The organism is Paenibacillus sp. 01T47, assembly GCF_056398245.1.
Map to the genome: position 1 here is coordinate 362,284 of NZ_JBFTPA010000001.1, position 24,697 is coordinate 386,980.

Genomic DNA, 24,697 nt, shown 5'->3' on the forward strand with positions numbered 1-24,697 from the left:
CGATCGCGTGGAATTAGTGTGATACGTATCGATCTTTTCCTTCGCGCTTCGCCTGGTACAGCGCTTTGTCCGCATGGGTAAACAGCTCATCTTGCTTAGCGGAACAGCCAGGCTTCCATGTTGCTGATCCCAAGCTTATCGTAACCTGCTGGTAGCCGGATAATTCTGCATGCGGTATTTTTAATTGTCTGACCGCTTCCAGAAGTCTAGATGCAATATTGGCGGCACGTTCTTCACTCGTTTGAGGTAAAATAAATCCGAATTCCTCGCCCCCATAGCGGGCGACAATATCAAGCGGACGCTTCAGGGCGCTTCGCAATGCGGCGGCGATTTGTCTGAGACATTCGTCGCCTTTTTGATGCCCGAACGTATCATTGAATAATTTGAAGTTGTCGATATCGCCCAGCATAAGCGTGATCGGCATATGGTGATGCTGCGCTTCCAGCCATTCCTTGTTCCAAGACTCATCAAACACTCGCCGATTTGCAATATTGGTCAACTCATCCACATGCGAGAGCTTATGCAATAATTGATACTTCTTAATCATTTTCAACTCATTTTCTTTGCGAGGGGTAACGTCTCTGGAGACAGAAACGATCGTCTGCGTGCGATCACCATCATGATAAATGACGCGGGAGGTCGTTTCGAGCCAGCGATAAATGCCTTCCTTGCGGCGCATGCGATAAGTAATGGTATTGGCTTCAACGTTGCTGTAAATGAGCTCCTGATTTTCGAGCATTCTCCCTCTGTCATCAGGATGATACAAAACAAACGGTGACGATCCAATCAGCTCATCATCACGAAAGCCAAGCAGCATATAGCAAGCAGGGGATACATAAGTAAATAACCCATCTCGATCATGCTTGGAGATCATGTCGCTTGAATTCTCAGCAAGCAGCCGGAAGCTCTTCTCGCTCTCCAGCAGCTTGTCAGCGATTCGCTTCCGCTCTGTAATTTGGCGAAAATGAACGGAGAGTCCAAATTCGGACGGGTATAAATTCGACTCAAACCAATTATTAAGCCGTGGAATAAATTGCTCATACATGCGGTGCTGATTGGTTTCCATAGACAACCTATATTCTAGATGGCTTATGGACTCTGCGAGCCAAGGGAATAGCTCCCATATGCTATAACCAATCAATTGTTCCTTGTTTCGCTTAAATAGTTCCTGAGTCGCATTGTTCGTATAGATAAACCTAAATTCATGATCCAGTGAGAAAAATGCATCTGAGATACTCTCCAAAATAGTGGAGATACGCATCGTAAGCTGCCTTACTTCCGACACGGCTTGCGTCTTCTCTGTAATGTCCATCATTTGCGATATAAAATGACGGGGGGCGCCATGCCTATCATATACAAGGGATACGGAAAGAAGCACGGTTACAATGCCGCCGGTCTTTTTGAAGTATCTCTTCTCCATTTGAAAGGTGTCGATTTCGCCCTCGAGCAGCTGTTTCACGTAGCGGTAATCCTCTTCCAAGTCATCCGGATGGGTAATTTGGCCAAACGTAAGATTGATAAGCTCTTTCTCCTCATAACCCAGCATCGTTTGAGCGGAAGGGTTGGCTACGATAAAACGACCATCTAAATCTACTAATGCCATGCCTATTGAGGCATAATGAAAAGCGCTGCCGAATAAATCAGCTTCGCGCTTTGATTTCGAAAACAAGGTCAAGCTGCGCACCTCTCTGCGGTTCAGACTGGATAAGTTTGTTAGTACATAGTAAAGAATAGAACACAACCATCCGTTTGTCCACATGACTTCTGTAGGAAAGATCATCTGCAAAAAAGTAAGCATGTGGTATTTTCGGCGCTATATTATTGTTGTTTTGAACAAAGCTTCGTATAATGAAACGTATCATGCGTATCTCGCCCATTCGTTTGGATAGGATAGGGATGAGGCGTACCGGCAGAGCAATGTTTGGAGCAATCAAAATGATAGAGGAGGAGCAGCAAAATGAGCAACGATATGAATTTATCGCCTGCGGAAATAGCGGCGATGATCGATCATACAATACTTAAAGCTGATGCAACAAAGGATGAGGTACTTCAAATTTGCCGCGAGGCTAAGCAGTATCAATTTGCAACGGTTTGCGTAAATGCAGGCTGGGTAGCAACAGCTGCTGAAGAACTAAAGGGATCGGGAGTAGGCATAACGACAGTCGTTGGTTTCCCATTAGGAGCGACGATGACGGCATCTAAGGCAGCAGAAGCGAAGTTTGCTATTGAAGCTGGAGCAACGGAAGTGGATATGGTTTTAAACATCGGCTTGATGAAATCAGGCGATCTTGAAGGCGTGAAGCGTGATGTTGAGGGTGTAGCTGCGGCGGTTAAAGGACAAGCCCTGCTTAAAGTTATTCTTGAAACGGGACTTCTAACGGATGAAGAAAAGGTTGTCGCATGTGAAATTTGCAAACAGGCTGGCGCAGATTTCGTGAAGACATCGACGGGTTTTGGCAAGGGAGGCGCTACGGTAGAGGATATCGCGCTGATGCGCCGTACGGTAGGTACTGACCTCGGTGTGAAAGCATCCGGCGGAGTACGCGACCGGGAAACTGCTTTGCAAATGTTCGCAGCGGGCGCTACACGTATTGGAGCAAGCTCTGGTATCGCTATCGTTACAGGCGGTCAAGGCGAAGGCTATTAGTTCGTTGCTCTTAAAATGAAAAGAGGGGAGCCTTGCACCATGGAACCGAACCCATGGCTTGCAAGGCTTCCCTCTCTTTTTTTGCTTAATGGCTGAATCGTTCGTCCAAAGAGACGGGACTTAACGTTCGCAGCTAATCGTCATGTTGGCATGCAGCTCTTCGCCAGCGTTCAGCAGGACAAGCTCCTCTTGACGATTAAGCTCACCATTTTCAGCCATCCATGGCTCTACACATACGAAAGGCCGATCCTTAACGGACCAAAGCACCATATATTTGAAAATGTCATCGTAAGTTAGACGAACGCGAGCGCCTTGCAAAGCGACGAAGGAGATTTCGCTCTTCTTCGCATCGAGCAGGCATACGGATTCCACAAGTCCTTCCAAGTCGATAACACCATCAAATGGTTTTTCTACATTATCGTTATAATCGACATAGCGGGTAGCATCGCTTTCATATGCGATCTTTTTACCCGAATCAATGGCGAAATAAGGATGGAAGCCAGCATAAAAAGGCATCGCAGCTGCTTCGCTTAGATTGCGGTACAGCTGACGCGTATGTAATTGACCATCCTGCAGTACATAGGTAAACAACAATTCGAATGCAAAAGGGTAGGAGCGCAGCGTTTCTTCATTGCTTTGCAGGCGGATTGTAATCGAAGCCTCACCATCCGTTTTTGTACTGACAACATCCCATACAGCAGTACGGGCAACGCCGTGATTAGCCATCGTGTACGATTGACCGTTCCACTCATAAGTTTGGTTAGCAAGCTGCCCGCTAATTGGGAACAGGATCGGATTGCCTCCGCGGATATTGGCTGTGGGGTTCTCAAACGTCGCTTTGTCCAAATAAAAGAGCTCTAGTCCATGCAGCTGGCAGCCGATAACGATACCGCCGCGCTCTGGACATACAATGATGCGGGATTGCGTGCTTTCTTCCGTTAATTCATACAAGGTATACGTATCCTTATAGCTGCGTACTTCGTAGTTGCTCACTTGTTTCCCTCCAATAATAGGTACATGGCATATTTCACCATCATATCATATTCGCAATACACGCTACCTCACTATTTATGTCCTAAATCACGCCTACAGAGTCATTTCGCCCTCCCCGTCATCCGTACGACTATCCCTAACCGATCGATTGCCTGTTTTAAAATGGTCGAATCTAGTAAAACAATCATCTACGCCAATTGATAGTCATAGAATAATATATATTAACTTCAGAAGAATGACATAAAATTGAAGAGGCTCATCTGTCTTTCTGAAGCCAAAGCCTCCCTGAAGCCCATCCCTCCGGGCGAAAGGGGGGCTTTTTATTGTGAAAAAAGGACTGTGCCCACAGGTTATAAATAACCTATGAAGCACAGTCCTTTTAAAGAAAGCATTAGCTATTATTCAGCTTTTGGAGCGTCAGTAGCTGCTGGAGTCAGTGTGTTCGTGATTTTTGCTTTTGCACGAATTTCTGTCATCCAAGCTTCGGATAGCTCATTTGCTTCTGTAGCAACAAGCTGGTTCTTAATTTCTTCTTTTTTCTCTTCGAACGTTGGAACAACAGCAGCTTTCTCAGCTGTTTTCTTAATAATGTGGAAGCCGTTTTCGGTTTGAACAACACCGCTGATCTCATTAATTTTCAATGCAAAAGCAGCAGCTTCGAACTCAGGAACCATTTTTCCTTTTCCGAATAGGCCAAGATCTCCGCCATTATCTTTCGATCCTGGGTCGATCGATTTCGCTTTTGCAATTGCAGCGAAGTCGCCGCCTTGCTTAAGCTCAGCTAGAATAGCGTCAGCTTCTTCTTTTGTTGCTACCAAAATGTGTGAAGCTTGAATTTGCTCAGGTGTGCCAAGTGCAGCTTTGTTCGTATCATAGAACTGTTGAATTTCTTCCGCAGTTACGTCTGTTTTTGGCTCCAAAACTTTACGAATCGTTAGATTGATTTTTGTATCGCTTTTCAAGTTTTCAAGCGTCATGTTGTACTGAGCAAGTGCATTATTGAACTGCTCGTCCGTACCGAAGCTCTTCTTGATCAGCGCAATTTCAGCATCCACGTCAGCGTCTGTAACTTTGACGTTATTTGCTTCTGCTTCTTGGAAGATCAACTCTTGTGTAATGATGTTCTCAAGTGTAGCCGGACCGCCTGCTTTAACTAGCTCATCGTAAAGTCTGTCTTTCCCTATGTTGACACCGTTGACTGTTGCCACGGTTTCATTGCTTGATCCAAATGGCGGTTTAATTAATACGACGATCAGCAAAATAGCTAGTACTGCTGAGACGATCAACCATGCTTTACCGCTTCCGCCTTTGGGAGCCTGATGAACGCTCTCCGAATTTAGGGCAGCAGCACGAACCTCGTCGTTTGATGCTTCAGGAAGCTCTTCGTTTAATTCTTGTTGAAGCTCCTCTTCGATAGCTGTATCTTGATCCGAAAGCTTGTCCTGCTCTTCTGTCTGTTCGAGCTCGTAACGTTCTTCCTTCGCAGTCAATTCGTTTTCTGCGTCTTTGTTTGGCTGCGATTCCTTGTTATTCATTCCATAAACTCCCTTCAATTTACCTGTCTTCAACTACTATAACAAAACAAGATTGAAAAAACCTTAATCTAAAATAAAAATATATGTTGTCGGTTCGAATTATCCGTATTTCCGCGAAATTTCACTATTTATAGGTTGACTGCGTGATGATATGATAGTAAAAGACGAATATCCAACATTATCCTACAAGTTTCATGTTGGTTTTTGATGAAGCTTTACATTTTGCGCCTCCCACAGGCGGTATGTTTACCAGCAAATACATATAAAGAACGACATCTAGGAGGAATAAGCTTGCGCAAAAATATGTGGGTGTACACACGTTTAGTTTTATTAATGATTTTGCCGTTGGCAGGCTATTTCGCGTTGCGAGGTTCGGAGCTTGATAAGAGCATTAACGCACCTCAAGAGCATTTTTATATCGTCAGTCTCGTAGCATTGATCTCACTGATCCTTGCTATTGCTGTAGGATTCGTCGCGATTACCCTTCGCAATATTAAGATTAGTTTTCTATCGTTATCTTATGTATCATTATCTGCATTGTTTGTTCTGCATGGCTTATCTACCCCTGGTTTTTTAACGCATCACTCAAGTACTGCAGGCAGCACTGCTCAGCTTAGCGTTATACTGGCCGTTGTATGGTTGTGGTTGTCCTCTATATCTGTAGATCGTCCTCTCATCAAATGGTTTGCTCAGTTGCAGCGAATGCTTTTGCCCTTATGGATATCCTTGCTTCTTGCCCTTTGCACCATCCTTTGGTTTTACCCGAATCTTATACTATTTCTGCATTTTAAGGATTTGCCAATGAAATGGGCCGCAAGCCTATTTACGATCGCTTTGAATGGCTGGACAATATATCGGTATTTGCAAGCGTACATATCCTCTCGTTTTCCATTGCAGCTAGCCATCGTGTACAGCTCAGGCTGGATGATTATTGCACAGCTGATTATCGTGAGTGGCGAGGCTTGGAATATAAGCTGGTGGCTTTACCATATCCTATTGCTTGCTTCAGTTGTCGTCATGGTTTGGGGTATTGTGAATCAATATGTCAGCTCCAAGTCCATTACAGCCTCTATTAAGCTGATGTTCCGCGCCAATCCGCGCGATTGGATTAACACCTATATGTCTTCAAGCGTTCGAGAGCTGGTGATGACAACGGAAGCACGTGATTCTTACACAGCAGGCCATAACTATCGGGTAGCCCTCTATGCTTTGAAGCTGGGCGAGGAGCTCTCACTCAGCTCAGCTGAATTAAGAGCGATTGCGCAAGGCGGGTTAGTTCATGATGTCGGCAAATTGCGAATACCGGATACGATTTTGAACAAGCCAGGCAAGCTTACACCAGAGGAACGTGAAATTATTGAGGTGCATCCTATATCGGGCTACGATTTGTGCAAAAGATTAGGTTTTATGCCGGAGGAGCTTTCCGTTATAAGGTCACATCATGAGAAGTGGGATGGCAGCGGCTATCCCGATCAGCTTGTAGGTGAACAGATACCGCTGCTTGCACGGGTGACTGCCGTAGCGGATGTTTATGATGCCTTGACCTCGTCACGTTCTTATCGAAAGGCGATGTCGCATGAGGCGGCTATGGAAATTATCCTAAAGGAGAGCGGGCGACATTTCGACCCCGTGTGCGTTCAGGCATGGGAGCGCCTTGTTCGGGAGCAAACGAGCTTTTTCGAGGAAACCGTCCGCAACAGTCCGCATTTGAAGCTGGAGAAAAGGCAGATCAAATAGTTGCATTTCCATTTGGCAATCTGCAGTTGTACAATATACGGGAAGCAGCTTGTTGATGCTTAATAAGCACAATAAGCGATTCCAATAACGGTTTGGGGGAATATTGAACATGACTTATTTAGCGGCTAATAATCGGTATGAGAGCATGAAGTATAACCGTGTCGGACGAAGCGGCTTAAAGCTGCCGGCAATTTCCTTAGGATTGTGGCATAATTTCGGCGGCATTGACCGTCATGAGAATGGGCGTGCCATGGTACGCCGTGCATTTGATTTAGGCATTACGCACTTCGATCTTGCGAATAACTATGGACCGCCTGCTGGCTCAGCAGAAGAAATGTTTGGCCAAATACTTAAACAAGATTTTGCAGCATATCGTGATGAGCTTATTATATCAACCAAAGCTGGCTACTATATGTGGGAAGGTCCTTATGGCGAATGGGGCTCACGCAAATATTTGGTTTCCAGCTTGGATCAAAGCCTAAAGCGGATGAACCTTGATTATGTCGATATTTTTTATCACCATCGTCCAGATCCGGATACACCGCTTGAAGAAACAATGGGGGCTCTTGATCATATTGTGCGCCAAGGAAAAGCGTTGTATGTCGGCGTTTCGAATTACAATCCAGAGCAAACAGCTAAAGCGGCCGCTATTCTGAAGGATCTAGGTACGCCTTTCCTTATTCATCAGCCATCCTATTCGATGTTCAATCGCTGGATCGAGAACGGCTTGCAGGATGTTTTGGACGAAGAAGGCATTGGCTCGATCGTATTTTCTCCGCTTGCTGGAGGCTTGTTGACGAATCGTTATTTGAACGGTGTTCCTGCCGATTCACGCGCTGGAGGACCAAGTGTATTTCTGAAGGCGGATCATATTACAGACAGCACATTGAATAAGATTAAGCTGTTGAATGAGATTGCACAGCATCGTGGACAATCGCTTGCCCAAATGTCTCTTGCTTGGGTACTCCGAGGCGGAAGAGTAACTTCGGCTTTGATCGGAGCAAGTCGTGTTGAACAAATTGATGATAATGTTGCAGCATTGAGCCGTCTTGATTTCAGCGACGAGGAGCTTAGCCGTATTGAATCGGTGCTTGCAGCCGAATAACTTAGTATAAATGATAATGAGACGCTAGAGCAGCTAACCGCAGTGTTGCGGCATGCAGGCTCTAGCGTTTTTTTATTATCCAAATAATAGTTGAAAGAGATATAATAGTGTCAAAGTCAGGCAGATTTGGCTCATGCGTAGCGAAAGGTGGAAGTGGTTTGAAAAAAATGTCGTTGCGTACAAAAGGTTTGATCCTGATTGTTCTCATTTCTTTTTTTCCGCTGTTGATTGCTGGAATAGGCAACTATTCTGCGGTCAAGGATGCAATGCTCAAATCTGAAATCGAGAAAACAAGCAGTATGCAAAACAAACGTGCAAACGAATTGGCGTCATGGATGGCTATCCGCAAAGCGGAGGTTATTGTGATGAGCCGAACAGAGGTTGTCCGATTTGGCACAGATGAGGAGCGTCTTCATTATTTTGGACGTGAGCTCGTTCGTGGGGGCTTTATCTATCACTCGATTGGGTATATAGATGAATCAGGCATAAGCCTGCGTACCGATGGTATTAGAAGAGATATGAGCATGGAGTCATTTTTTCAGGAGTCGATTACAGGCAAAGTGGTCATTACAGACCCTTTTAAGCCTTCTTTTTCTGATGCTACGCAATCATTTATCGTTGTACCAGTATATGGGGCTACGAATGAACTCAAAGGAGTTGTGTATGCCTCTATTGTCATGGCGACACTCCGGCCATTCATTGAATTTACTGGCGATCAAACGATTATACGCTTATTCAATGATGAAGGTGGCATCATCTATAGCTCTGATGACCAAGAAATCATTAGCAAAGGCTTATTTCATGAGAAGTCTTCCTTGTCTCCGATTGCGGAGAAGATGCTTGGCTCTTATGAGGGTGTTTCGGAAATTAATATAGCGGGAAGATCGTACGCGGTTTTTCATACGAAGGTGAGTGAAACGCCATGGCGTTTTGCACTGCAAGAGCCAATGTCCAAGCTGGAAGAAGAGGTAAAGCCGATCTTTTGGCGTATTTTCACGACGATTGCTGTCTCGGAAGTGATCATTGTTATCTTCTTCTTTCTCTACTTCGAACGTATTGTGAAGCGATTAGAACGTATTTTGGGCGTGACGGAGCAGGCTGCAGCGGGGAGCTTCGAGGCTGAGCATCTTGAAGTTGAGCCGTATGATGAGATTGGTCAGCTTGGTCATTCTGTGAACGGCATGATGGAGCATTTGCAAGAAATGTTCGATCGCCTTGAAGCAATTATTAATCAGAATCAATATGCATTTATCGTGCTCGACGATCAGTATAAGGTCACCTATTTGAATAAAACAGCTGAAGAGATGCTGGGCTACAAGACTTCGGAGCTAGCTGGGAGCGCTACACCGCTGTTGTTCATGGATCTAGATGAGGTTCGCTTGGAAGCTGAGAAGCTTACCGAACAGCTTGGCAGAACGGTTCAGCCTGGTCTTGAAGTATTCAAGGAGCTCCGCAGCACGAGCTTCTCCTATGAGAGGGAATGGACCTTTATTCATAAAAACGGAACAAGAATTCCAACGCTGCACAGCTCGAATGGTTTGCGTGACCGCAATGGACGGTTCTCTGGTGTTGTAGGTATGGTGCTCGATATATCCGACCGTAAGCATGTAGAGAAAGCACGCAACCGTTTGCTCGACATCGTTGAATCAGCCAAGGATTTAATAGCATCAGTCAGCTCAAGAGGCAAGCTCGTCTATATGAATGGGGCAGGCAGAGAAATGCTGGGCTTGCAAAGCAATGCGGATCAGGTGCATATGGTAGAGGAATATTCTCATCCAGAAATGTATTCGGAGCTTGTGAGAGGAGCAGCGCTCGCCAAAGAGTTTGGTTACTGGGAAAGCGACGCGCAGTTGATGAAGCAAAATGGCGAGCCGCTGTACGTTTCCATGGTCATCGTGCCGCATAAGGATGAAGATACGGGTGAGCTGTTTTTCTCTTGTATAGCAAGAGATATTTCGGAGCAGAAGATGGTGCAGGAGAAGCTTGTTCGCGCCACACTCGAAGCGGAGGAAGCGAATCAAGCGAAGAGTCGATTCCTGGCGCTCATGAGCCATGAGATACGCACGCCGCTTAATGGCATTATCGGCTTGACGCAATTAATGCGCAAGACAGGGCTTTCTTCGTCACAGAAGGATTATATGGACAAGATGAATACCTCCTCGGAGACGCTGCTGCGAATTATTAATGATATTTTGGATTTCTCCAAAATTGAAGCAGGCAAGGTCGACATCGAACGTCAGCCGTTCCAGCCTGAGGAGCTGATGCACCGGATCACTGATCAATTAAGCGTATTTATGGGCGGTAAAGAGCAGTTTGAATTCATTATTGATACGCCAGAGGAATTGCCTCAAACGATTATTGGCGATGCGCTGCGTCTTGAGCAGGTGCTGCTCAATTTGTGCATGAATGCGATCAAATTCACGAATAGAGGAAAAGTAAGGCTGAAGCTGGAGATAGTGGAGCAGACGGATAAAGGGGTAGACGTGAAGTTTATCATCTCGGATACGGGGATTGGGATGAGCGAGGCGCAGGTCCAGAAGCTCTTTAAACCGTTTACGCAAGCGGATGGATCAACAACACGGAAGTTTGGTGGAACGGGACTTGGACTTGTCATATCCAAATCATTTGTTGAATTAATGGGAGGCAAGCTGAAGGTTACCAGCAAAGCGCTTGTTGGAAGCGAGTTTTACTTTACGCTGCCATTCACTATTATTCATAAGTATACAGAACCGCGTTTGCAGGTTCATCAGGATTTATTGGAGCAGCCCGTGTGGATCGTAGAGGATGATGACGAGATGCGGGAGCACTGGAGCGATATTGTCGAATCGTTTGGCTTGACGCCTATTCCATTTCACTCTTGGAAAATGGCTAGGGATCGCCTGCGCCGCATTGGAGCTGGCGCTCTGCCGAAGCTTATCGTGCTTGATATGGAGATGCCGGATATGTACGGTGCAGAAACCTGGCTTGAATTCCATCGTGATGCGGAACTAGCTGGTGTCAAAACCATTGCTATGACGACCTCTTATGGACGCGACGAAATGATGCAGCTTCCTGCTGAGCAAAGACCGGTAACATTGTTGATTAAGCCTATCATGAGGACGGCTATGCTTCGTGCAATTGAAAGTGTTCTCGATCATAAAGGCACGGATGGGAAGGAACAAGAAATCGAGTCAGTAGCCACGATTCAGCAAAATGTGACAAATACGCGGATTTTGTTAGCAGAGGACAATAAAATTAATCAGCTGGTTGCAATCGAAATTTTGAAGGAGCGGGGCTACGAGGTCGGCTTAGCTGAGAATGGCGAGGAAGTGCTGATTAAGCTGGGCGAAGAGCGCTGGGATCTTATATTAATGGATATTCATATGCCGATAATGGATGGATCGGAAGCAGTTCGCATCATTCGCACACAAGCTAAATATGATCATATTCCGATTATTGCCGTGACGGCAAACGTGCTTCGCAATGATCACGAGCGTTATTTGAAGCTGGGGATGAACGATGTGGTAACGAAGCCTATTTCCTCCGAGCGAATTCATAATGTCATTTCCTATTGGTTGAAGGAAATCAGCGGTTCGACTATTCAGCCGGTCGTCAAATCTGGGCTAAATGATCGTTCACGTGCATTAGAACCAGCAAATATAGATAGTTTGCCGTCTATTGACGGCATGGACGTTGAAAGCGCACTGGCAAGAGTGAATGGAAAACTGCCGATCTTGCTGCATATGATGGAGCAATTTATGCTTGATTACGATTCATTTGCAGACCAGCTGCGAATGATGATTAAGCAATCGGAGCTAACAATTGTCAAACGAATGGCTCACACACTTAAGGGGGCTGCCGGTTATTTATCCGCATACGAATTGTTAGAGGCGGCTTGTGAGGTTGAGCGAATCGTGAAGCTGCCGGAGCTTGAATCGGACAATTTGCAAAAAGCTATTATTCAGTTAGAGGTGACGTTAAAGCGGCTTTTGGATGGGCTTCGGAAAGCGAAAGATGTATTCGACAATAAAACCTAACAAATTTCTAACAACTTGTTGTTCCTTTAATAACGTTAAGGTATAGTAGAGATACAAAAAATATTCGACAGAAATCTTCAATCCTCAAAAAGGGTGACGACAATGTATAAGGTTTTAGTTATTGAAGATGACGTCATGATGAGTGATATGCTGTCTATGTATTTATCCGAGGAAGGCTATTCTGTCATGCAAGCTTATAGAGCAGATGACGGATTAAGACTCGCATCAGAGTTTAATCCGGACTTGGTGCTGCTTGATTTAATCTTGCCCGATCTGGACGGAATGGAAGTGTGTGCGCTAATTAGAAAGCGCTCTAACGTACCGATTATGATTCTATCCATGAAGAGTGAAGTGTCAGAAAGAGTTCAGGCTTTAAAAGCTGGAGCGGATGATTACATGTGCAAACCATTCAGCATGCACGAAATGACAGCTAGGGTAGAGGCGTTAATTCGTCGATCGAATACGATGCAGACAGAGACAGCGCAGCAGGTTTCAGCAGCAGTGGAAGCGACCGAAGAGGGGGAGCTCATTCAGCTTGATTTTGAGAGACGCCTATTGCTGGTTCGCGGGAAGTTAGTTGAAACAACCTTCTCGGAATATGAGCTGATGAAATTATTTCTTGCACATCCGGGCAAGGTGTTTAGCAGGGAAGAACTTATAAATACGATCCGCGGCTTTGATTCCTTCGTAACAGACCGTGCCATAGACGTACATATCGTCAACCTTCGCAAGAAGATTGAACAGAACCCGAAGGAACCGCGGCTCATTCGAACGGTTTGGGGATTCGGCTATAAGTATACCGCTCAGCATACGAGCAAGAATCAAAGCTGAATACAGATTTTAATAAGAATCACTCCATTGTAGCGGAGTGGTTCTTTTTTTTTGCTAACAATTGGTGCGAAAAATCGCTACCTTTGGCCTAATTGTAAGGTTAAATGAATGGGTATTAAGATATCTAACATAGTTCTAAATATCGATCATTAATTTTTCTAATAGTTTTATGACAAAATAACTTTATACAACTGAAATGGAAATGGATGGTGGTCGAACAACATGGATGCGTTGACCGGTTTGCCTTGTCGCAAGGAGGCTTTTGCACAGCTGGAATTGGCCGTAAATGTCGTACGTGCAGCAGGCAAGCGGATGGTGGTGGCGTTGGTGGATTTGGATAAATTTTATCGCTTAAACGAAACCAAAGGAACAGAGTTTGGCAACCATGTACTCCTCATGATGGGGCAGCGTCTGGCTGAAGCTAGAAAGGCTGCTACAACGGTGAGTAGAGTTGGTGGAAACAGATTTATGGTAGCTATGCCTGTAGAACATGATGAATGTCAAAGCATGCAAGCTGTGGAGGCTATCAAAAATGCAATTGAGCGTCCCATCGATATTAACGGAGCGGAGCTATATATGACCTCGAGTATTGGGGCAACGTTATACCCGAAGGATGGACGAACAAGCGAACAGCTCATATGCCGAGCGGAGTCTGCCCTATACCAATCAAAAGAGCAGGGCGGCAATCGAGCAAGATTTTATAATTTGGAAGATACGAATAAGCTTAACCGACGCATCGCTATCGAAGCGGCATTAAGACCGGCATTATATTTACAGCAATTTCACCTCAGCTATCAACCAATCTATCGCATGGAGGACGGCAAGCTTAGAGGATTTGAAGCGCTGCTGCGCTGGCAGCATCCTGAGCTTGGCGATATTTCACCTACAGAATTTATACCTATAGCAGAGCATAGCGGTCTCATTGCACCTATTGGAGAATGGGTGCTTAGAGAATCGTGCAAAACGCTCGCGAACATGAGCAAATATGGTTTGAATAGTCTTAACATGTCAATTAATATATCTTCTCTTCAGCTGCAAGATCCTACCTTTTCACAAACGGTGCTGCATGTGTTAAAGGAGTATGAGCTTGCGCCTTCATCATTTGAGCTTGAAATAACGGAAAGCTGTATGCTTCATACTTCAACTACAGCCATATCTACACTTAGCTGGCTTCGAGCAGCAGGCGTTCGAATCATACTAGACGATTTTGGAACAGGATTCTCTTCCCTCAACAACTTGAATCAATTGCCGATTCATTGCCTTAAGATCGATAAGTCATTCATTAGAAACATTGATCTGCAAAGCGCGGATCGCATTATCGTTGAAGGCATCATTAATCTCGTTCATAAGCTTGGTCTTGAAGTGATTGCCAAGGGTGTAGAGTACAAGGAACAATACGAATTATTAGGCGAATGGGGTTGCAATTATGTACAGGGATTCCTTCTGGGCAAACCACAGGAACCTGACGTGCTTGATATATCCATGATACGATGTTCGGAATACACAGCAAAGAAGATGACTAAAGGAGAACTGTAAAGTGAGTCTATTGAACAAGGTAAAAAATCTTCGATCGATCAAACCTACGATTCGTATAAAGCTAATGGCGTTATGCTTGTCGCTTCTTTTAATTCCTAGCATTCTAGTTAGTACTTTAAGTTACAATACTGCTGTTAGCGAACTGGACAACGGCGGCGAGAAGCTGCTTCAAAATAGCGTTAAAAGCACCATCGGTTTAATTGCATTGCTCGACACACAGGTGAAAGCAGGAGCGATTGACCGCGCCAAAGCAGAGGAGTTCGTCAAAGTCTCTATGCTTGGACCAAAGAATGAGGCAGGCAAACGGCCTATCAATAAAAGCATTGATCTCGGCGAAAACGGTTATGTTTTTGCATTAGACAAAGACTCACTCACGATTGCCCATCCCACGATGGAGGGCAGCAGTCTTGCTGGACTTAAGTACAGCGATGGAGAACCAGTGCTCGATTCTGAATGGGGTCTCCCTGTTTCGGATGCCTTCATGAAGAAAGCGGAGTCGGGTGGCGGTTTTGTTTATTATACTTGGGCGCTTCCGGGTACAGAGAATGAACTGGCGTCGAAAATTACTTACCTAGAGAAGGACCCTCACTGGGGCTGGATTATTGCCTCGGGTACATATATGCAGGATTTTAATAAGGGTGCTGAACAGATTGTGACGGTTACAATCGTTACCTTATTAATTACGATAGCGGTCGGTATGGCAGCAACAATACTCTTTACGATCCGCATGACACGGCCAATCAAGCAGGTTTCTGCGCTTTCGATGGAGGTTGCAAAAGGTAATCTTCAAATAGAACCAATTATTTGCCATTACCGAGATGAGACAGGCGTACTTGCTGTAAGCTTTAATGAAATGGTAAAGCAGCTTAAAACGCTTGTGCACGAGGTGGGGAGCAGCGTGGATCAGGTAGCTGCTTCCTCGGAGGAGCTTATGGCTAGCGGAGAACAAACCAGCCATGCAAGCGAACATATCGCATATACGATTCAGAAGGTAGCAGATGGGGCTGAGAAGCAATCGGCTAGTGCTGAGCAGAGTTTTCAGGTTATACATGAAATGTCGGCAAGCGTTCAGCAAATTGCGGTCAGCACGGAGCAAGCGTCACATGCAGCCAAAAAAACTTCCCGCCAGGCAACAGAAGGAAACGAGACGCTGCAGCAGGCAGTTGTTCAAATGGAATCGATACAGCTATCTTTTAATAGTTTGGCTGCAGCCGTACAAGGACTTGGGAATCGATCCACGGAAATCGTTAGAATGGTGCAGGTTATATCAGACATTTCTGCTCAGACGAATCTGCTTGCACTGAACGCTTCTATAGAAGCGGCAAGGGCTGGCGAGCACGGCAAAGGCTTCGCGGTTGTAGCTGGCGAGGTTCGCAAGCTGGCAGAGCAAACGAAGGAATCAAGCGATCATATTACGAAAATTGTTATGGCTGTTGGCACGGAGACGGAACGTGTGGTGCTGGCGATGAATGATGCGGGCACTGTCGTATCCGGCGGCATCCAAGCAGTTGAAGGAGCAGGCCGCATGTTTGGCTCTATACGGGACGAGGTTATGCAGGTTGCTGAGCAAATTGATGAGGTTTCGCAAGCAGCAAATGGCATTGCAGCAGGTACAGAGCAAGTGATGCTGACCATTAAAGAGGTCGTTGATATCGCGGTTGAAGGGGCTTCTGGTACGCAATCTGTAGCTGCAGCGGCGCAGCAGCAGACGGCCTCGATGGAAGAAATTGCAGCGGCATCAGCTATGCTTGCCAATATGGCAGAGCATTTGCAGAAGGAAATTATGAAATTTAAGGTTTAGCTTAAAGGAGAATGAATAATGCCCTAGCAGCGTTATGCTGTTGGGGCATTTTTTGTAGGTGAATGGGGGGGATGAAAGCACAAAAAGACCTGACGGGCACTTTGCCTGCAGGTCTTTCTTTACGAGTTATCTAACATACTTCAAGGTAGAGCTTTGTGCCGTCGTTATATTGGAAAATAGCGACATCACGCACCATTTCAACAGATTTGATTCTTCTCCACTTTTTGCGGAAGTCAAAATCGAGTTCTAGTTCGTACAATTTATGATGAAGCAGATCTATGGATGCGGATTGTTCATTAGGGTAATAGACTGGGACAGAACGACTTTTAAAGGTAACGATTTTCATCATTTCCTATAACACCTCCGATCAATTTCCTCCATTCTAACGTAAATATTTTAGCCCCTTATGAATATGTGGTCAGAATTTTGTTTACTTTATTTACACTTTTCTAACATGTTCGACAATTACTGCACATGCTTTAGAGGTGTAGCAGCTGCAATCTAATGTATGAAAGCCATAGAAAAACTGGCGGAATGATCAACTGAATGATAGCTTGCGAAATATTTCCTTAAAGCTTTCGCTGCTGGTTGCGTAATAAACGATTGCGATGAGCGTCAAATGAAGCGGATAAAAGCTGCGCCAGACGAAGCGCGGCACTTTGATGGTTTCGAGGCTGCGCATGAAATCAGGCACATAGACCATAAGAATAGTAGCAAATATGCTAAAGGGCTGTATGAACCATTCCTTTATAAAGATGCTTACCACTTCCAAGGAGAAGTGAAACACAACAAAGGATTGATTTTGAGCATAACGATAAATGAGTACGAGCAGTGCAGCATATGCGCCATAGCTGAAGGGCATAAACTCGAGAAGTCCAGCGAGTGAAAGGCAAAGCAGAACTTGAAGAAGCGGCTTTCCGTTCCATTTGTCTAGAAGGCGCAGAAGCAGCAGGCAGACGAATAAAGTGCCTACCGTATTGACTTCAAGCCGGTAAAAAGCAAATTGATAAGGCAGCTGCGATAAAAGCGCGATCCATGCAACCCGTTTCAGATAACGATCCAAATTGCTCGTTCGGTAATAACCGAGGACAATCGCGAGCGCATAGAAGGGGAGTGCCAGCCGTCCAATGATTCTCCAAACGACGTTCTCAGGGAACCATAACAGACCAATATGATCAATAAGCATAGTAAGCATAGCCAAAACTTGAATCGCAATCACCTTCGTTCCCTCGCCTTTTGTTTAGTATAGCATAGGAAAACGAGGGAATAGGAGCAGGAAGACCTCCAAGCCGCTTTGCGCGCATGAGGAGGTCTTCCTTGAATCATGACATGATTATAGTCCGGCGTTTTTCTGCAGCCGACGGGCAATTTCAATAAAATCCTCTTGCGAGATGCCTGGCGCAAACTCTTCTGGAAGCTCGCTCAAATCAGGCATAGGTGCGCCTTGCGGTGCGCCTTGAATGACCTCAAGCTCAGCGCCGGTAAGCGGATTTTGTCCATTCCAAATGAGGACAATATCCTTGTAGTCGTTCTGGCTGAATGTGTACAGCTTGTTGCCAAGCCCCATTGCTTCGTATTTTCGAGCCGTTTCGAAGCTGTTGTTGCTAAGGTCGGGAATAGGGATAAGCTTCTTCACATCAACACCCGTTGCGATTTCGAGCGCTTTGGCATAGGCAAGTACATGGACGCCGCCGCGAACGAGTAAATAGCCAATCATTGCCCTTGCTGTAGGGTGATCCGTCATCTCAAATACTCGCATTTTATGCGTTCGTGCTCCGCACTCCAAGAAGAAATTATGCAGCAGATCAAGCACGAGATTGCCGCTGCTAAATACATTATCACCAGTCCATGCGCGTCCCATCGAATCACCTGGCAGCGAGGTTTGACCGGTTTGTATAAAAAAATAGCTGTTGCGCTTATTTACACCTTCCTTTAGTGGAGCAGAATTAGGATCACCGGGACTTGTTGTCCCTGTTAATACCATATTAATAGCTGTCGAAACAAGCTCCACATGGCCAAATTCCTCTGCTGTTATGCTGGATACGAGGTCGTAGAACGGTTTAAGCTTCTTTTTCTCACGGAAATTAAAGGACTGATACATGTAGTTGTTTAAGGTGGACATTTCACCAAATTTTCCTCCAAGCAGCTCCTGCACCGCTGCCGCGGCGTTCGCATCCGCGTAAGGTGATGGCGGGAGTTCTATCTGAAGCCGATTTATCCGTTCAATCATGAGTTTACTCCCCTCATTTCATCGACGTTTCATTCTATGCATATGTATGACAGCTTTCGCAGTCATAGACCGTCGATGTCAAAAGGGACATGCTTTTGTCGAATGTATCAAAGCCTAACTTAATACTTAGAGCAGTGTGATGACAAGAAGCTCATACAGAACGAGTGGCAGCACCGCATTGTACGGGTTCATGAAAGCGCGCGGGTCTCGCATCGTACATTGCAAATAAAGAATGCAGTGATCAATATGCATAAGTTTGCCTTCAAATACATGTCCATCGATGGTCTGGACGCAAACGTATTTATGCATATGACCGCCGCACATATTCATAATCCTATCGCGTACCTCCATCACCATTGCCGTGTGCTGCGCTTCGGCTTCATAGATCACTGGAGCGGGTTTCTCCATGCCTGCCATGTTGCTCATATTGGGCATGCCGCCCATACTGCCTGCGTTTTGCATGTTGCTCATGTTAGGCATGCCACCCATACTGCCGACGTTTGGCATATTGCCCATGTTGCTCATATTGGGCATGCCGCTCATACTGCCGACGTTCGGCATACTGCCCATGTTGCTCATATTGGACATGCTGCCCACATTCCCCGCATTCGGCATATTGCCCATGTTGCTCATATTGGACATGCTTCCCATATTCCCTGCATTCGGCATACTGCTCATGGTGTTCATGTTAGGCATGCTGCCCGCGTTCCCAGCGTTCGGCATATTGCTCATGCTCCCCATGTTGCCGGGGTTTGGCACATTGCCCATATTGCCGATATTGCCCATGCTCATCATATTTTCTGCCAAGCCAAAGACCTCCATTCGTATGGTATGTCATATAGGTATGCAGGAAGCGAGCGGGTCATACAAAAATGGAAGGTTAAATTCAACACATGGAGGGCGATACTCGTCCATGCAAATCTCTTAAATTTACATAGAATAGAGTATGTTCGATAGGGAGGTGGAATAATATGTCTGCTAAATCAATACTGAAAGTTAGCAATGTGAAAGCTGCTCGCAAAACAAAAAGCCGAGCTCGTATTTCTTCTGAAAGCATAAGCCCAGTGGAGCAAAAAAGCTGCGGACGCAGAGAAGACCCGGCAGTTGAAGCGATGCAAGAAGCAGGAGCTGAGTTAAGTGATATTTTTAAACAGTTGAAAGATGAGCGCACTGCTGCAAAACTTGTGAGAGCGATACGATGTCGTGATGCAAGAGCCGTTCAAAGCTTAATCGATTGCCATTGCCGTGTAGTTAACTTCTTCTGCACGCGTGACAAGGACTGTGTAAGAATTTTCTGTGCGTTTGGAAGAAATCAAGATGTAACCGTCTCATTTGATATTTGCGTCAAAAGAGAAGTAGATGAATGCCGTCGTCAATTCTGGTAATTTCAATTTAATAAGAAGGGCTGTCAATATTCTATGTTGGCAGTCCTTTTTGTTATTTAAAAAGGAGGCATATCACAGGAGTTGTATGGGCTGCATACGTTATAGGAGTGAGAGACGAGAATCATGTATAAGTTTGGAGGGAAAAGAGGATGCCGCGAATACCTAATTTTCCGCAAGCGTTGTTGGATGAGCACCGCGTATGGCATCATACGAATCATTTGGTTCCAGGAACGATACCGCCGCCGGGTTATGGCGATCGGTTTCTGCGATTTCATCGAGATTTTATTAATAGGGTATACAGCTGGCATGATTCGATGGGCTATGACCGCAGCTGGATTGCTGGCTGGAACCAAGTGCCTGAGGAGATCAGGCGTTCCTCCTGCTTTAATCCAGGCGCAGAGCAGCGAGTACAGAACAATCCGCGTTCATTCGCTACAGCCGATCAGCTGGGCAGCTTTATTGAGTACAATCTTCACGGGTGTTTTCATGAAATGGCGGCGAGGTTGTACAATCAGCCTGAGCTGAATGATTTTGACCTAGCGCCGCGCCATACTGAATTTTATAATATCCATGGTTTAATTGACCAGTGGTATAGCAATTGGGAGCGAACAATGGGCGTTCGCGATCCAGCTAGCAAAAGCAGGGCATCCCTTAAGTACAACCGCGCAGAGCCTGAAGTACGCTCGTATAATAAGAAAACTCGCGAGGCACGAATTGCTTCGCCGAAACGGAGCGCTGGACAATCGTCAGCTGCTCGTTCTGATCACCGAGCTCAACACCTGACGCAGAAACCGCAGATAAAGAGCGTTCAAACAATGCAATCAGCTCATCTAGATCAGCCTCATAAACGCCGGCCACTTCTTCAGGCTGCAGCAGAAGTTCTGTCAAAGGCAGCTCGCACACAAGGCCAAAAACGTCACTGACCTCACGGTCGATAAAGGGTTTTCCGTTTACTTCACCGCTAATATTTTCCCTGATTTGCCCGAGTGGTATGAGCTGTTCAAATGAGGCGGAAACCCCTAGTTCTTCCTCAAGCTCACGAACGGCCTCGCGAATAGTTTCGCCCGCACTCAAATGACCGGCCGCCGTGATATCATAGCAGCCCGGATTTGTATCCTTGCCTGCCTGACGCAGCTGAAACCGCACGAACCTGCGGTTTCCTTCACGGCGCGTCAGCCAGCAATGGAAGCTGCGGTGCCAATAACCTTTCGCATGCGTCTCTGCGCGTGTTGCTGTGCCCAGCGGCCGAAGCTGCTCGTCATAAATGTCAAAGAGCTCATCAGCCATGTGCAGCAGCCTCTAGCTGGGATGTGCAGTGCTTGCAGCGCGTAGCTTTCACAGGTATTTTGGACAAGCAGTAAGGGCAATCCTTCTCGGTCACTTCAACAGGTGGAGCTTCCTTCTTCTCGTTGCGGCGAAGCACATTGATTACTTTTACAAGCAGAAAGATACAGAATGCAACAATAATAAAGTCCAGCATTACGTTTATGAATTGGCCATAATTGATGGTAGGCAGCAAGGTTTCATCAATTTTGCCTCCGTTGCTTGCGGTGACACTGGCGGCGTGTTCTTTGCTATAAAGAGGGATTTTTAAATCCTTAAAATCGACGCCTCCCAAAACCACACCAATCGGCGGCATAATTACATCGTTAACCAGAGAAGTTACGATTTTACCAAAAGCTCCTCCGATAATGACCCCGACCGCTAAATCGATGACATTGCCTCTCATTGCAAACTCTTTAAACTCTTTAATGATTTTCATTGCTTTTCCTCCTACACATTTTAAGAAACGGTAATAATGTCTGACGCAAGCCTCGTGCTATTACGAAGCGGAATGATCAAATCTAGCAATGCCTATTAGACTATTATCGCCTGTTTCTACTAAGGTCATTCTAACATAATAGCCGAAGATGAGCAGAAGAGAAACTCACGCGCGATTTCTTACAAAAAATTGAAATATTGCCGGGACAAAGAGAGGTTTTTAAAGGATATTGTCGAATTTTACTATTTGAAAGCAAATTAATGGTTATTTAAGGAGTTCTATGAGCGACCTCGTTATACATGAAAATGGTTTCTATTTAGTTTTATCACTCTTCATCATGTGTTTTGCCTCCTATACGATGCTGAAAATGATTGAAAAGCCTCTGCAAAATGAACATACACACGGCTTCAATTGGATCATTGGCGGCGCTGCTGTATTTGGACTTGGCCTATGGACGATGCATGTTGTTTTGTTGCTTGCATCCCATTATAGATTGGTCATGAATTGGAGCATGCTCCCTATAGTATTCGCATGTGTCATTATCATTTATGTCTCATTAGTTGTTATGCAAAAGAAAAATCTCTCATCGGTACGCTTCTTATTTGGAGCCCTATTAATGGCTCTGGGAGTTAATATGCTTCATTACTTGTCGATGCTTTCCGAATCGGTCGTTATACTAAAAATGGATTGGCCGCTTTATTGGATCTCCTTTGGAGTCAACTTTATTGGTGCATATTTGGCTTTTTATTGGCTGGAAACAAAAGGGTCAGGGTATAAGATAAAAAGCTGCTTTTCACTCGGATTGTCTAACATAGTCGTTCATCAAGTTGGCATGCACGCGCTGCAGATTGATTATAGCGATGTTTTATCTACAGATCTTCTAAACCAATATTTGTTGATTCTTGCATCTTTACTTGGTTTATCTACTTTATTTATCCTCAGCTTCAGTCTTACCACCTGGTTTGCATCCAACAAATATACTCAAATGAATGAGCGTTATAAACTTCTAGTGGAGAACTCCATAGATACGATAGCTTTAATAAGCGACGGCAAATGGGAATTTATGAACCGTGCTGGCTTGCGTTTATTCGAAGTGCATTCAGCGGATAAAATAATCGGTTCAAATGTTTATAATTTATTGGCCGAACCCTATCATAATGAACTGGAAGCATGGCTCACGGCAGGCCAAGCAGGAGATGATGCGCCCAATAAGCCAATCGAGCTGCAATGGATGTCCATGCAAGGGATGCTGCTTCATACAGAAATGGTACGGGTGAGCTCTACCTTCTCGGGTAAACAAATTGAACAAGTCATTATTCGGGATATTTCTGAGAGGAAGAAGAATGAGGAGCTGCTCATTAATTCTGAAAAGCTTTATGTCGCAGGTCAATTAGCGGCGGGCATTGCACATGAAATCCGAAATCCGCTTACCTCGTTAAAAGGGTTTATGCAGCTGCTTTCATCGGGCCGGGGCAATATCAACCATTTTTACGACATTATGAAAACAGAGCTCATCCGTATCGAGTCAATCGTCAGCGAACTACTTATGCTCTCCAAGCCTCAGGTTTATGAATTTGTGCATAAAGATTGCCGTCAATTAATGGCGGACACGGTTAATTTACTGGATACACAAGCTATTTTGCACAATGTGATCATTGAATTCCATTCTGACTATCGCCCATTGTGGGTATACGGTGTTGAGAATCAATTAAAGCAAGCGTTTATTAACGTGCTTAAAAATGCGATAGAAGCGATGCATAATGGTGGCATCGTCATGATTAATATGTCCCTTGATCCTGATCGCGGAGTAATGATACGCATTAAAGATGAAGGACCAGGCATGCCTGCGGAGCAGCTGTCGAAGATTGGTCAACCCTTTTATACAACAAAGGATAAAGGGACCGGACTTGGATTAATGGTCACTTTCAAAATTATTAATAATCATCAGGGACAAATTACGGCCGAAAGCAAGCTAGGAGTCGGGACGACCTTCATCATCCAATTGCCGTATATGGAGCAGCCGAATTTGCCGATGGATCAGAAGCAGAGCGAGCTAGGCCAATCAGATGATTCAGACCATTAGAGACGGGTTCCCACCATTCATCATCAACAATTTTTCACACGCCAAGGGATGACTTTTTGAATTTGAAACTTAATTTTCAAGACATCGTAATACGGTTATGCAGTTCGGAATGAAGATAATTTGAGTGGAGGTCGGTTTGATGTTTAATCGTTTTTTGGCAAGCATCGGTATTGGCTCAGCAAAGATTGATACACTATTAGAAAAAGCACGTTATGCACCAGGTGAAGAGGTTCGAGGTATCGTCAAAATGCAAGGCGGCAACGTAGAGCAGCGAATTGAAACGATACAGCTATCGGTCATGACAGAATATATACGTGAGAGCAATGACAGTAAAATAACGCAGCAGGGAGTGGTGGGACGATATCACGTGAGCGCTCCCTTCACATTGCAGGCGAATGAAAGTCGCGAGGTGCCGTTCTCCTTTCAGCTGCCCCATCAAACACCGCTTACAATTGGCCGCGCGCCAGTATGGGTGAAGACGGAATTAGACGTTCGCGGAGGCGTCGATCCTGGTGATAATGACCGAATCGAAGTGGTTCCGACACACGCCATGAACACGGTGCTGGAGGCGCTGAATGTGCTCGGCTTCCGTTTGCGCAAGGCAGAATGCGAGTACTCTTCCCGTCTTGGCGGCAAAATGCCATTTATTCAAGAGCTGGAATTTGTGCCGACCTCGCAATTCCGAGGCCAGCTCGACGAGCTGGAAGTGATGTTCTATCCATCGGATCGCGAGCTTGAGCTGGTGCTCCAAATCGACCGGCGCGCACGTGGGTTATCATCCTTTTTTGCAGAGGCTATGGATATGGATGAGACATTTGTTCGGGCTCGCTTCACGAATGAGCAGCTCTCAGCAGGGCCGAACGCAATTGCGCAGCAGTTGTCTGGAATCATAGCGCGCTATATTTAATTTTTATAAATAAAACAAGCTCGGGAGCGCTCCTGCAGGGGCGTTTCGGAGCTTTTTTGCTGCTTACAGCGCAGTTATAAATGAATAACGGATGCAAGTAGTGATCGAATCGGTTTTTTCGGTATAATA

At 45.4% G+C, this 24,697-nt stretch carries 20 protein-coding genes; 11 read left to right on the forward strand and 9 right to left on the reverse strand.

The genetic code is table 11. From position 1 onward, the window contains the following. Nucleotides 1–13: 13 nt before the first annotated feature. Nucleotides 14–1,675 carry a PAS domain S-box protein gene (locus AC1DOV_RS01535; RefSeq protein WP_477548988.1) on the reverse strand — a complete coding sequence of 554 codons (1,662 nt, stop codon included), beginning with the start codon at nucleotides 1,673–1,675 and terminating at the stop codon, nucleotides 14–16. 282 nt (nucleotides 1,676–1,957) lie between these two features. On the opposite strand from AC1DOV_RS01535, the gene deoC reads away from it, so the two are divergent. After that, entirely contained in the window at nucleotides 1,958–2,647 is a 690-nt protein-coding gene (gene deoC / locus AC1DOV_RS01540) for a deoxyribose-phosphate aldolase (protein ID WP_477548989.1), read from the forward strand. 120 nt (nucleotides 2,648–2,767) lie between these two features. Here the strand turns inward: deoC and AC1DOV_RS01545 are convergent, their stop codons facing one another. After that, nucleotides 2,768–3,640, reverse strand: coding sequence for an aldose epimerase family protein (locus tag AC1DOV_RS01545; protein ID WP_441877850.1), 873 nt, complete (start codon nucleotides 3,638–3,640; stop codon nucleotides 2,768–2,770). Between the two features lie 398 nt (nucleotides 3,641–4,038). Beyond that, nucleotides 4,039–5,175: a peptidylprolyl isomerase gene (locus AC1DOV_RS01550; RefSeq protein ID WP_441910521.1), complete on the reverse strand. Its 1,137-nt coding sequence runs from the start codon at nucleotides 5,173–5,175 to the stop codon at nucleotides 4,039–4,041. Between the two features lie 291 nt (nucleotides 5,176–5,466). On the opposite strand from AC1DOV_RS01550, the gene AC1DOV_RS01555 reads away from it, so the two are divergent. The 6 genes from AC1DOV_RS01555 (at nucleotide 5,467) to AC1DOV_RS01580 (ending at nucleotide 16,201) form a co-directional block, all read left to right on the forward strand. Next, nucleotides 5,467–6,912 (forward strand): HD-GYP domain-containing protein, encoded by a 1,446-nt coding sequence (locus AC1DOV_RS01555; RefSeq protein WP_441877854.1) that lies wholly within the window; start codon nucleotides 5,467–5,469, stop codon nucleotides 6,910–6,912. Nucleotides 6,913–7,021: 109 nt separating this feature from the next. Beyond that, nucleotides 7,022–8,017 carry an L-glyceraldehyde 3-phosphate reductase gene (mgrA, locus tag AC1DOV_RS01560; protein WP_441877856.1) on the forward strand — a complete coding sequence of 332 codons (996 nt, stop codon included), beginning with the start codon at nucleotides 7,022–7,024 and terminating at the stop codon, nucleotides 8,015–8,017. A gap of 167 nt (nucleotides 8,018–8,184) precedes the next feature. Further along, nucleotides 8,185–12,033 carry a response regulator gene (locus AC1DOV_RS01565; protein WP_441878035.1) on the forward strand — a complete coding sequence of 1,283 codons (3,849 nt, stop codon included), beginning with the start codon at nucleotides 8,185–8,187 and terminating at the stop codon, nucleotides 12,031–12,033. A 102-nt stretch (nucleotides 12,034–12,135) separates the two neighbouring features. Beyond that, nucleotides 12,136–12,864: a response regulator transcription factor gene (locus tag AC1DOV_RS01570; protein ID WP_076268413.1), complete on the forward strand. Its 729-nt coding sequence runs from the start codon at nucleotides 12,136–12,138 to the stop codon at nucleotides 12,862–12,864. A 222-nt stretch (nucleotides 12,865–13,086) separates the two neighbouring features. Next, nucleotides 13,087–14,400 carry a putative bifunctional diguanylate cyclase/phosphodiesterase gene (locus AC1DOV_RS01575; RefSeq protein ID WP_441877858.1) on the forward strand — a complete coding sequence of 438 codons (1,314 nt, stop codon included), beginning with the start codon at nucleotides 13,087–13,089 and terminating at the stop codon, nucleotides 14,398–14,400. Between the two features lies 1 nt (nucleotide 14,401). Then, nucleotides 14,402–16,201, forward strand: a complete 1,800-nt coding sequence (locus tag AC1DOV_RS01580; RefSeq protein WP_441877860.1) for a methyl-accepting chemotaxis protein — start codon at nucleotides 14,402–14,404, stop codon at nucleotides 16,199–16,201. A 130-nt stretch (nucleotides 16,202–16,331) separates the two neighbouring features. Here the strand turns inward: AC1DOV_RS01580 and AC1DOV_RS01585 are convergent, their stop codons facing one another. From AC1DOV_RS01585 to AC1DOV_RS01600, 4 genes are all read right to left on the reverse strand, one after another. After that, nucleotides 16,332–16,550, reverse strand: coding sequence for a hypothetical protein (locus AC1DOV_RS01585; RefSeq protein ID WP_076268411.1), 219 nt, complete (start codon nucleotides 16,548–16,550; stop codon nucleotides 16,332–16,334). A gap of 189 nt (nucleotides 16,551–16,739) precedes the next feature. After that, the gene (locus AC1DOV_RS01590) at nucleotides 16,740–17,420 is read right to left on the reverse strand and encodes a TraX family protein (protein WP_477510923.1); all 681 of its coding nucleotides are present in this window, start codon (nucleotides 17,418–17,420) and stop codon (nucleotides 16,740–16,742) included. Nucleotides 17,421–17,534: 114 nt separating this feature from the next. Continuing rightward, entirely contained in the window at nucleotides 17,535–18,431 is an 897-nt protein-coding gene (locus AC1DOV_RS01595; RefSeq protein WP_441877864.1) for a manganese catalase family protein, read from the reverse strand. A 126-nt stretch (nucleotides 18,432–18,557) separates the two neighbouring features. Continuing rightward, nucleotides 18,558–19,238, reverse strand: coding sequence for a hypothetical protein (locus AC1DOV_RS01600; protein WP_477548990.1), 681 nt, complete (start codon nucleotides 19,236–19,238; stop codon nucleotides 18,558–18,560). Between the two features lie 164 nt (nucleotides 19,239–19,402). Between AC1DOV_RS01600 and AC1DOV_RS01605 the strand changes: the two genes are divergently transcribed. Next, nucleotides 19,403–19,816, forward strand: a complete 414-nt coding sequence (locus tag AC1DOV_RS01605) for a hypothetical protein (RefSeq protein WP_477510921.1) — start codon at nucleotides 19,403–19,405, stop codon at nucleotides 19,814–19,816. Between the two features lie 123 nt (nucleotides 19,817–19,939). Beyond that, nucleotides 19,940–20,341 (forward strand): hypothetical protein, encoded by a 402-nt coding sequence (locus tag AC1DOV_RS01610; protein ID WP_477548991.1) that lies wholly within the window; start codon nucleotides 19,940–19,942, stop codon nucleotides 20,339–20,341. Nucleotides 20,342–20,467: 126 nt separating this feature from the next. On the opposite strand, the gene AC1DOV_RS01615 is transcribed toward AC1DOV_RS01610, so the two are convergent. Together AC1DOV_RS01615 and mscL are read right to left on the reverse strand one after the other, a co-directional pair. Further along, nucleotides 20,468–21,103 (reverse strand): NUDIX hydrolase, encoded by a 636-nt coding sequence (locus AC1DOV_RS01615; protein WP_477548992.1) that lies wholly within the window; start codon nucleotides 21,101–21,103, stop codon nucleotides 20,468–20,470. Then, complete coding sequence (mscL, locus tag AC1DOV_RS01620) at nucleotides 21,096–21,578, reverse strand: large-conductance mechanosensitive channel protein MscL (protein ID WP_339206503.1); 483 nt, start codon at nucleotides 21,576–21,578, stop codon at nucleotides 21,096–21,098. Before mscL ends, AC1DOV_RS01615 begins: the two co-directional genes overlap by 8 nt. 367 nt (nucleotides 21,579–21,945) lie before the next feature. Between mscL and AC1DOV_RS01625 the strand changes: the two genes are divergently transcribed. Both AC1DOV_RS01625 and AC1DOV_RS01630 read left to right on the forward strand, forming a co-directional pair. Further along, nucleotides 21,946–23,661, forward strand: coding sequence for an ATP-binding protein (locus AC1DOV_RS01625; protein WP_477548993.1), 1,716 nt, complete (start codon nucleotides 21,946–21,948; stop codon nucleotides 23,659–23,661). Between the two features lie 139 nt (nucleotides 23,662–23,800). Continuing rightward, nucleotides 23,801–24,568, forward strand: coding sequence for a sporulation protein (locus AC1DOV_RS01630; protein WP_339206505.1), 768 nt, complete (start codon nucleotides 23,801–23,803; stop codon nucleotides 24,566–24,568). Nucleotides 24,569–24,697: the final 129 nt, after the last annotated feature.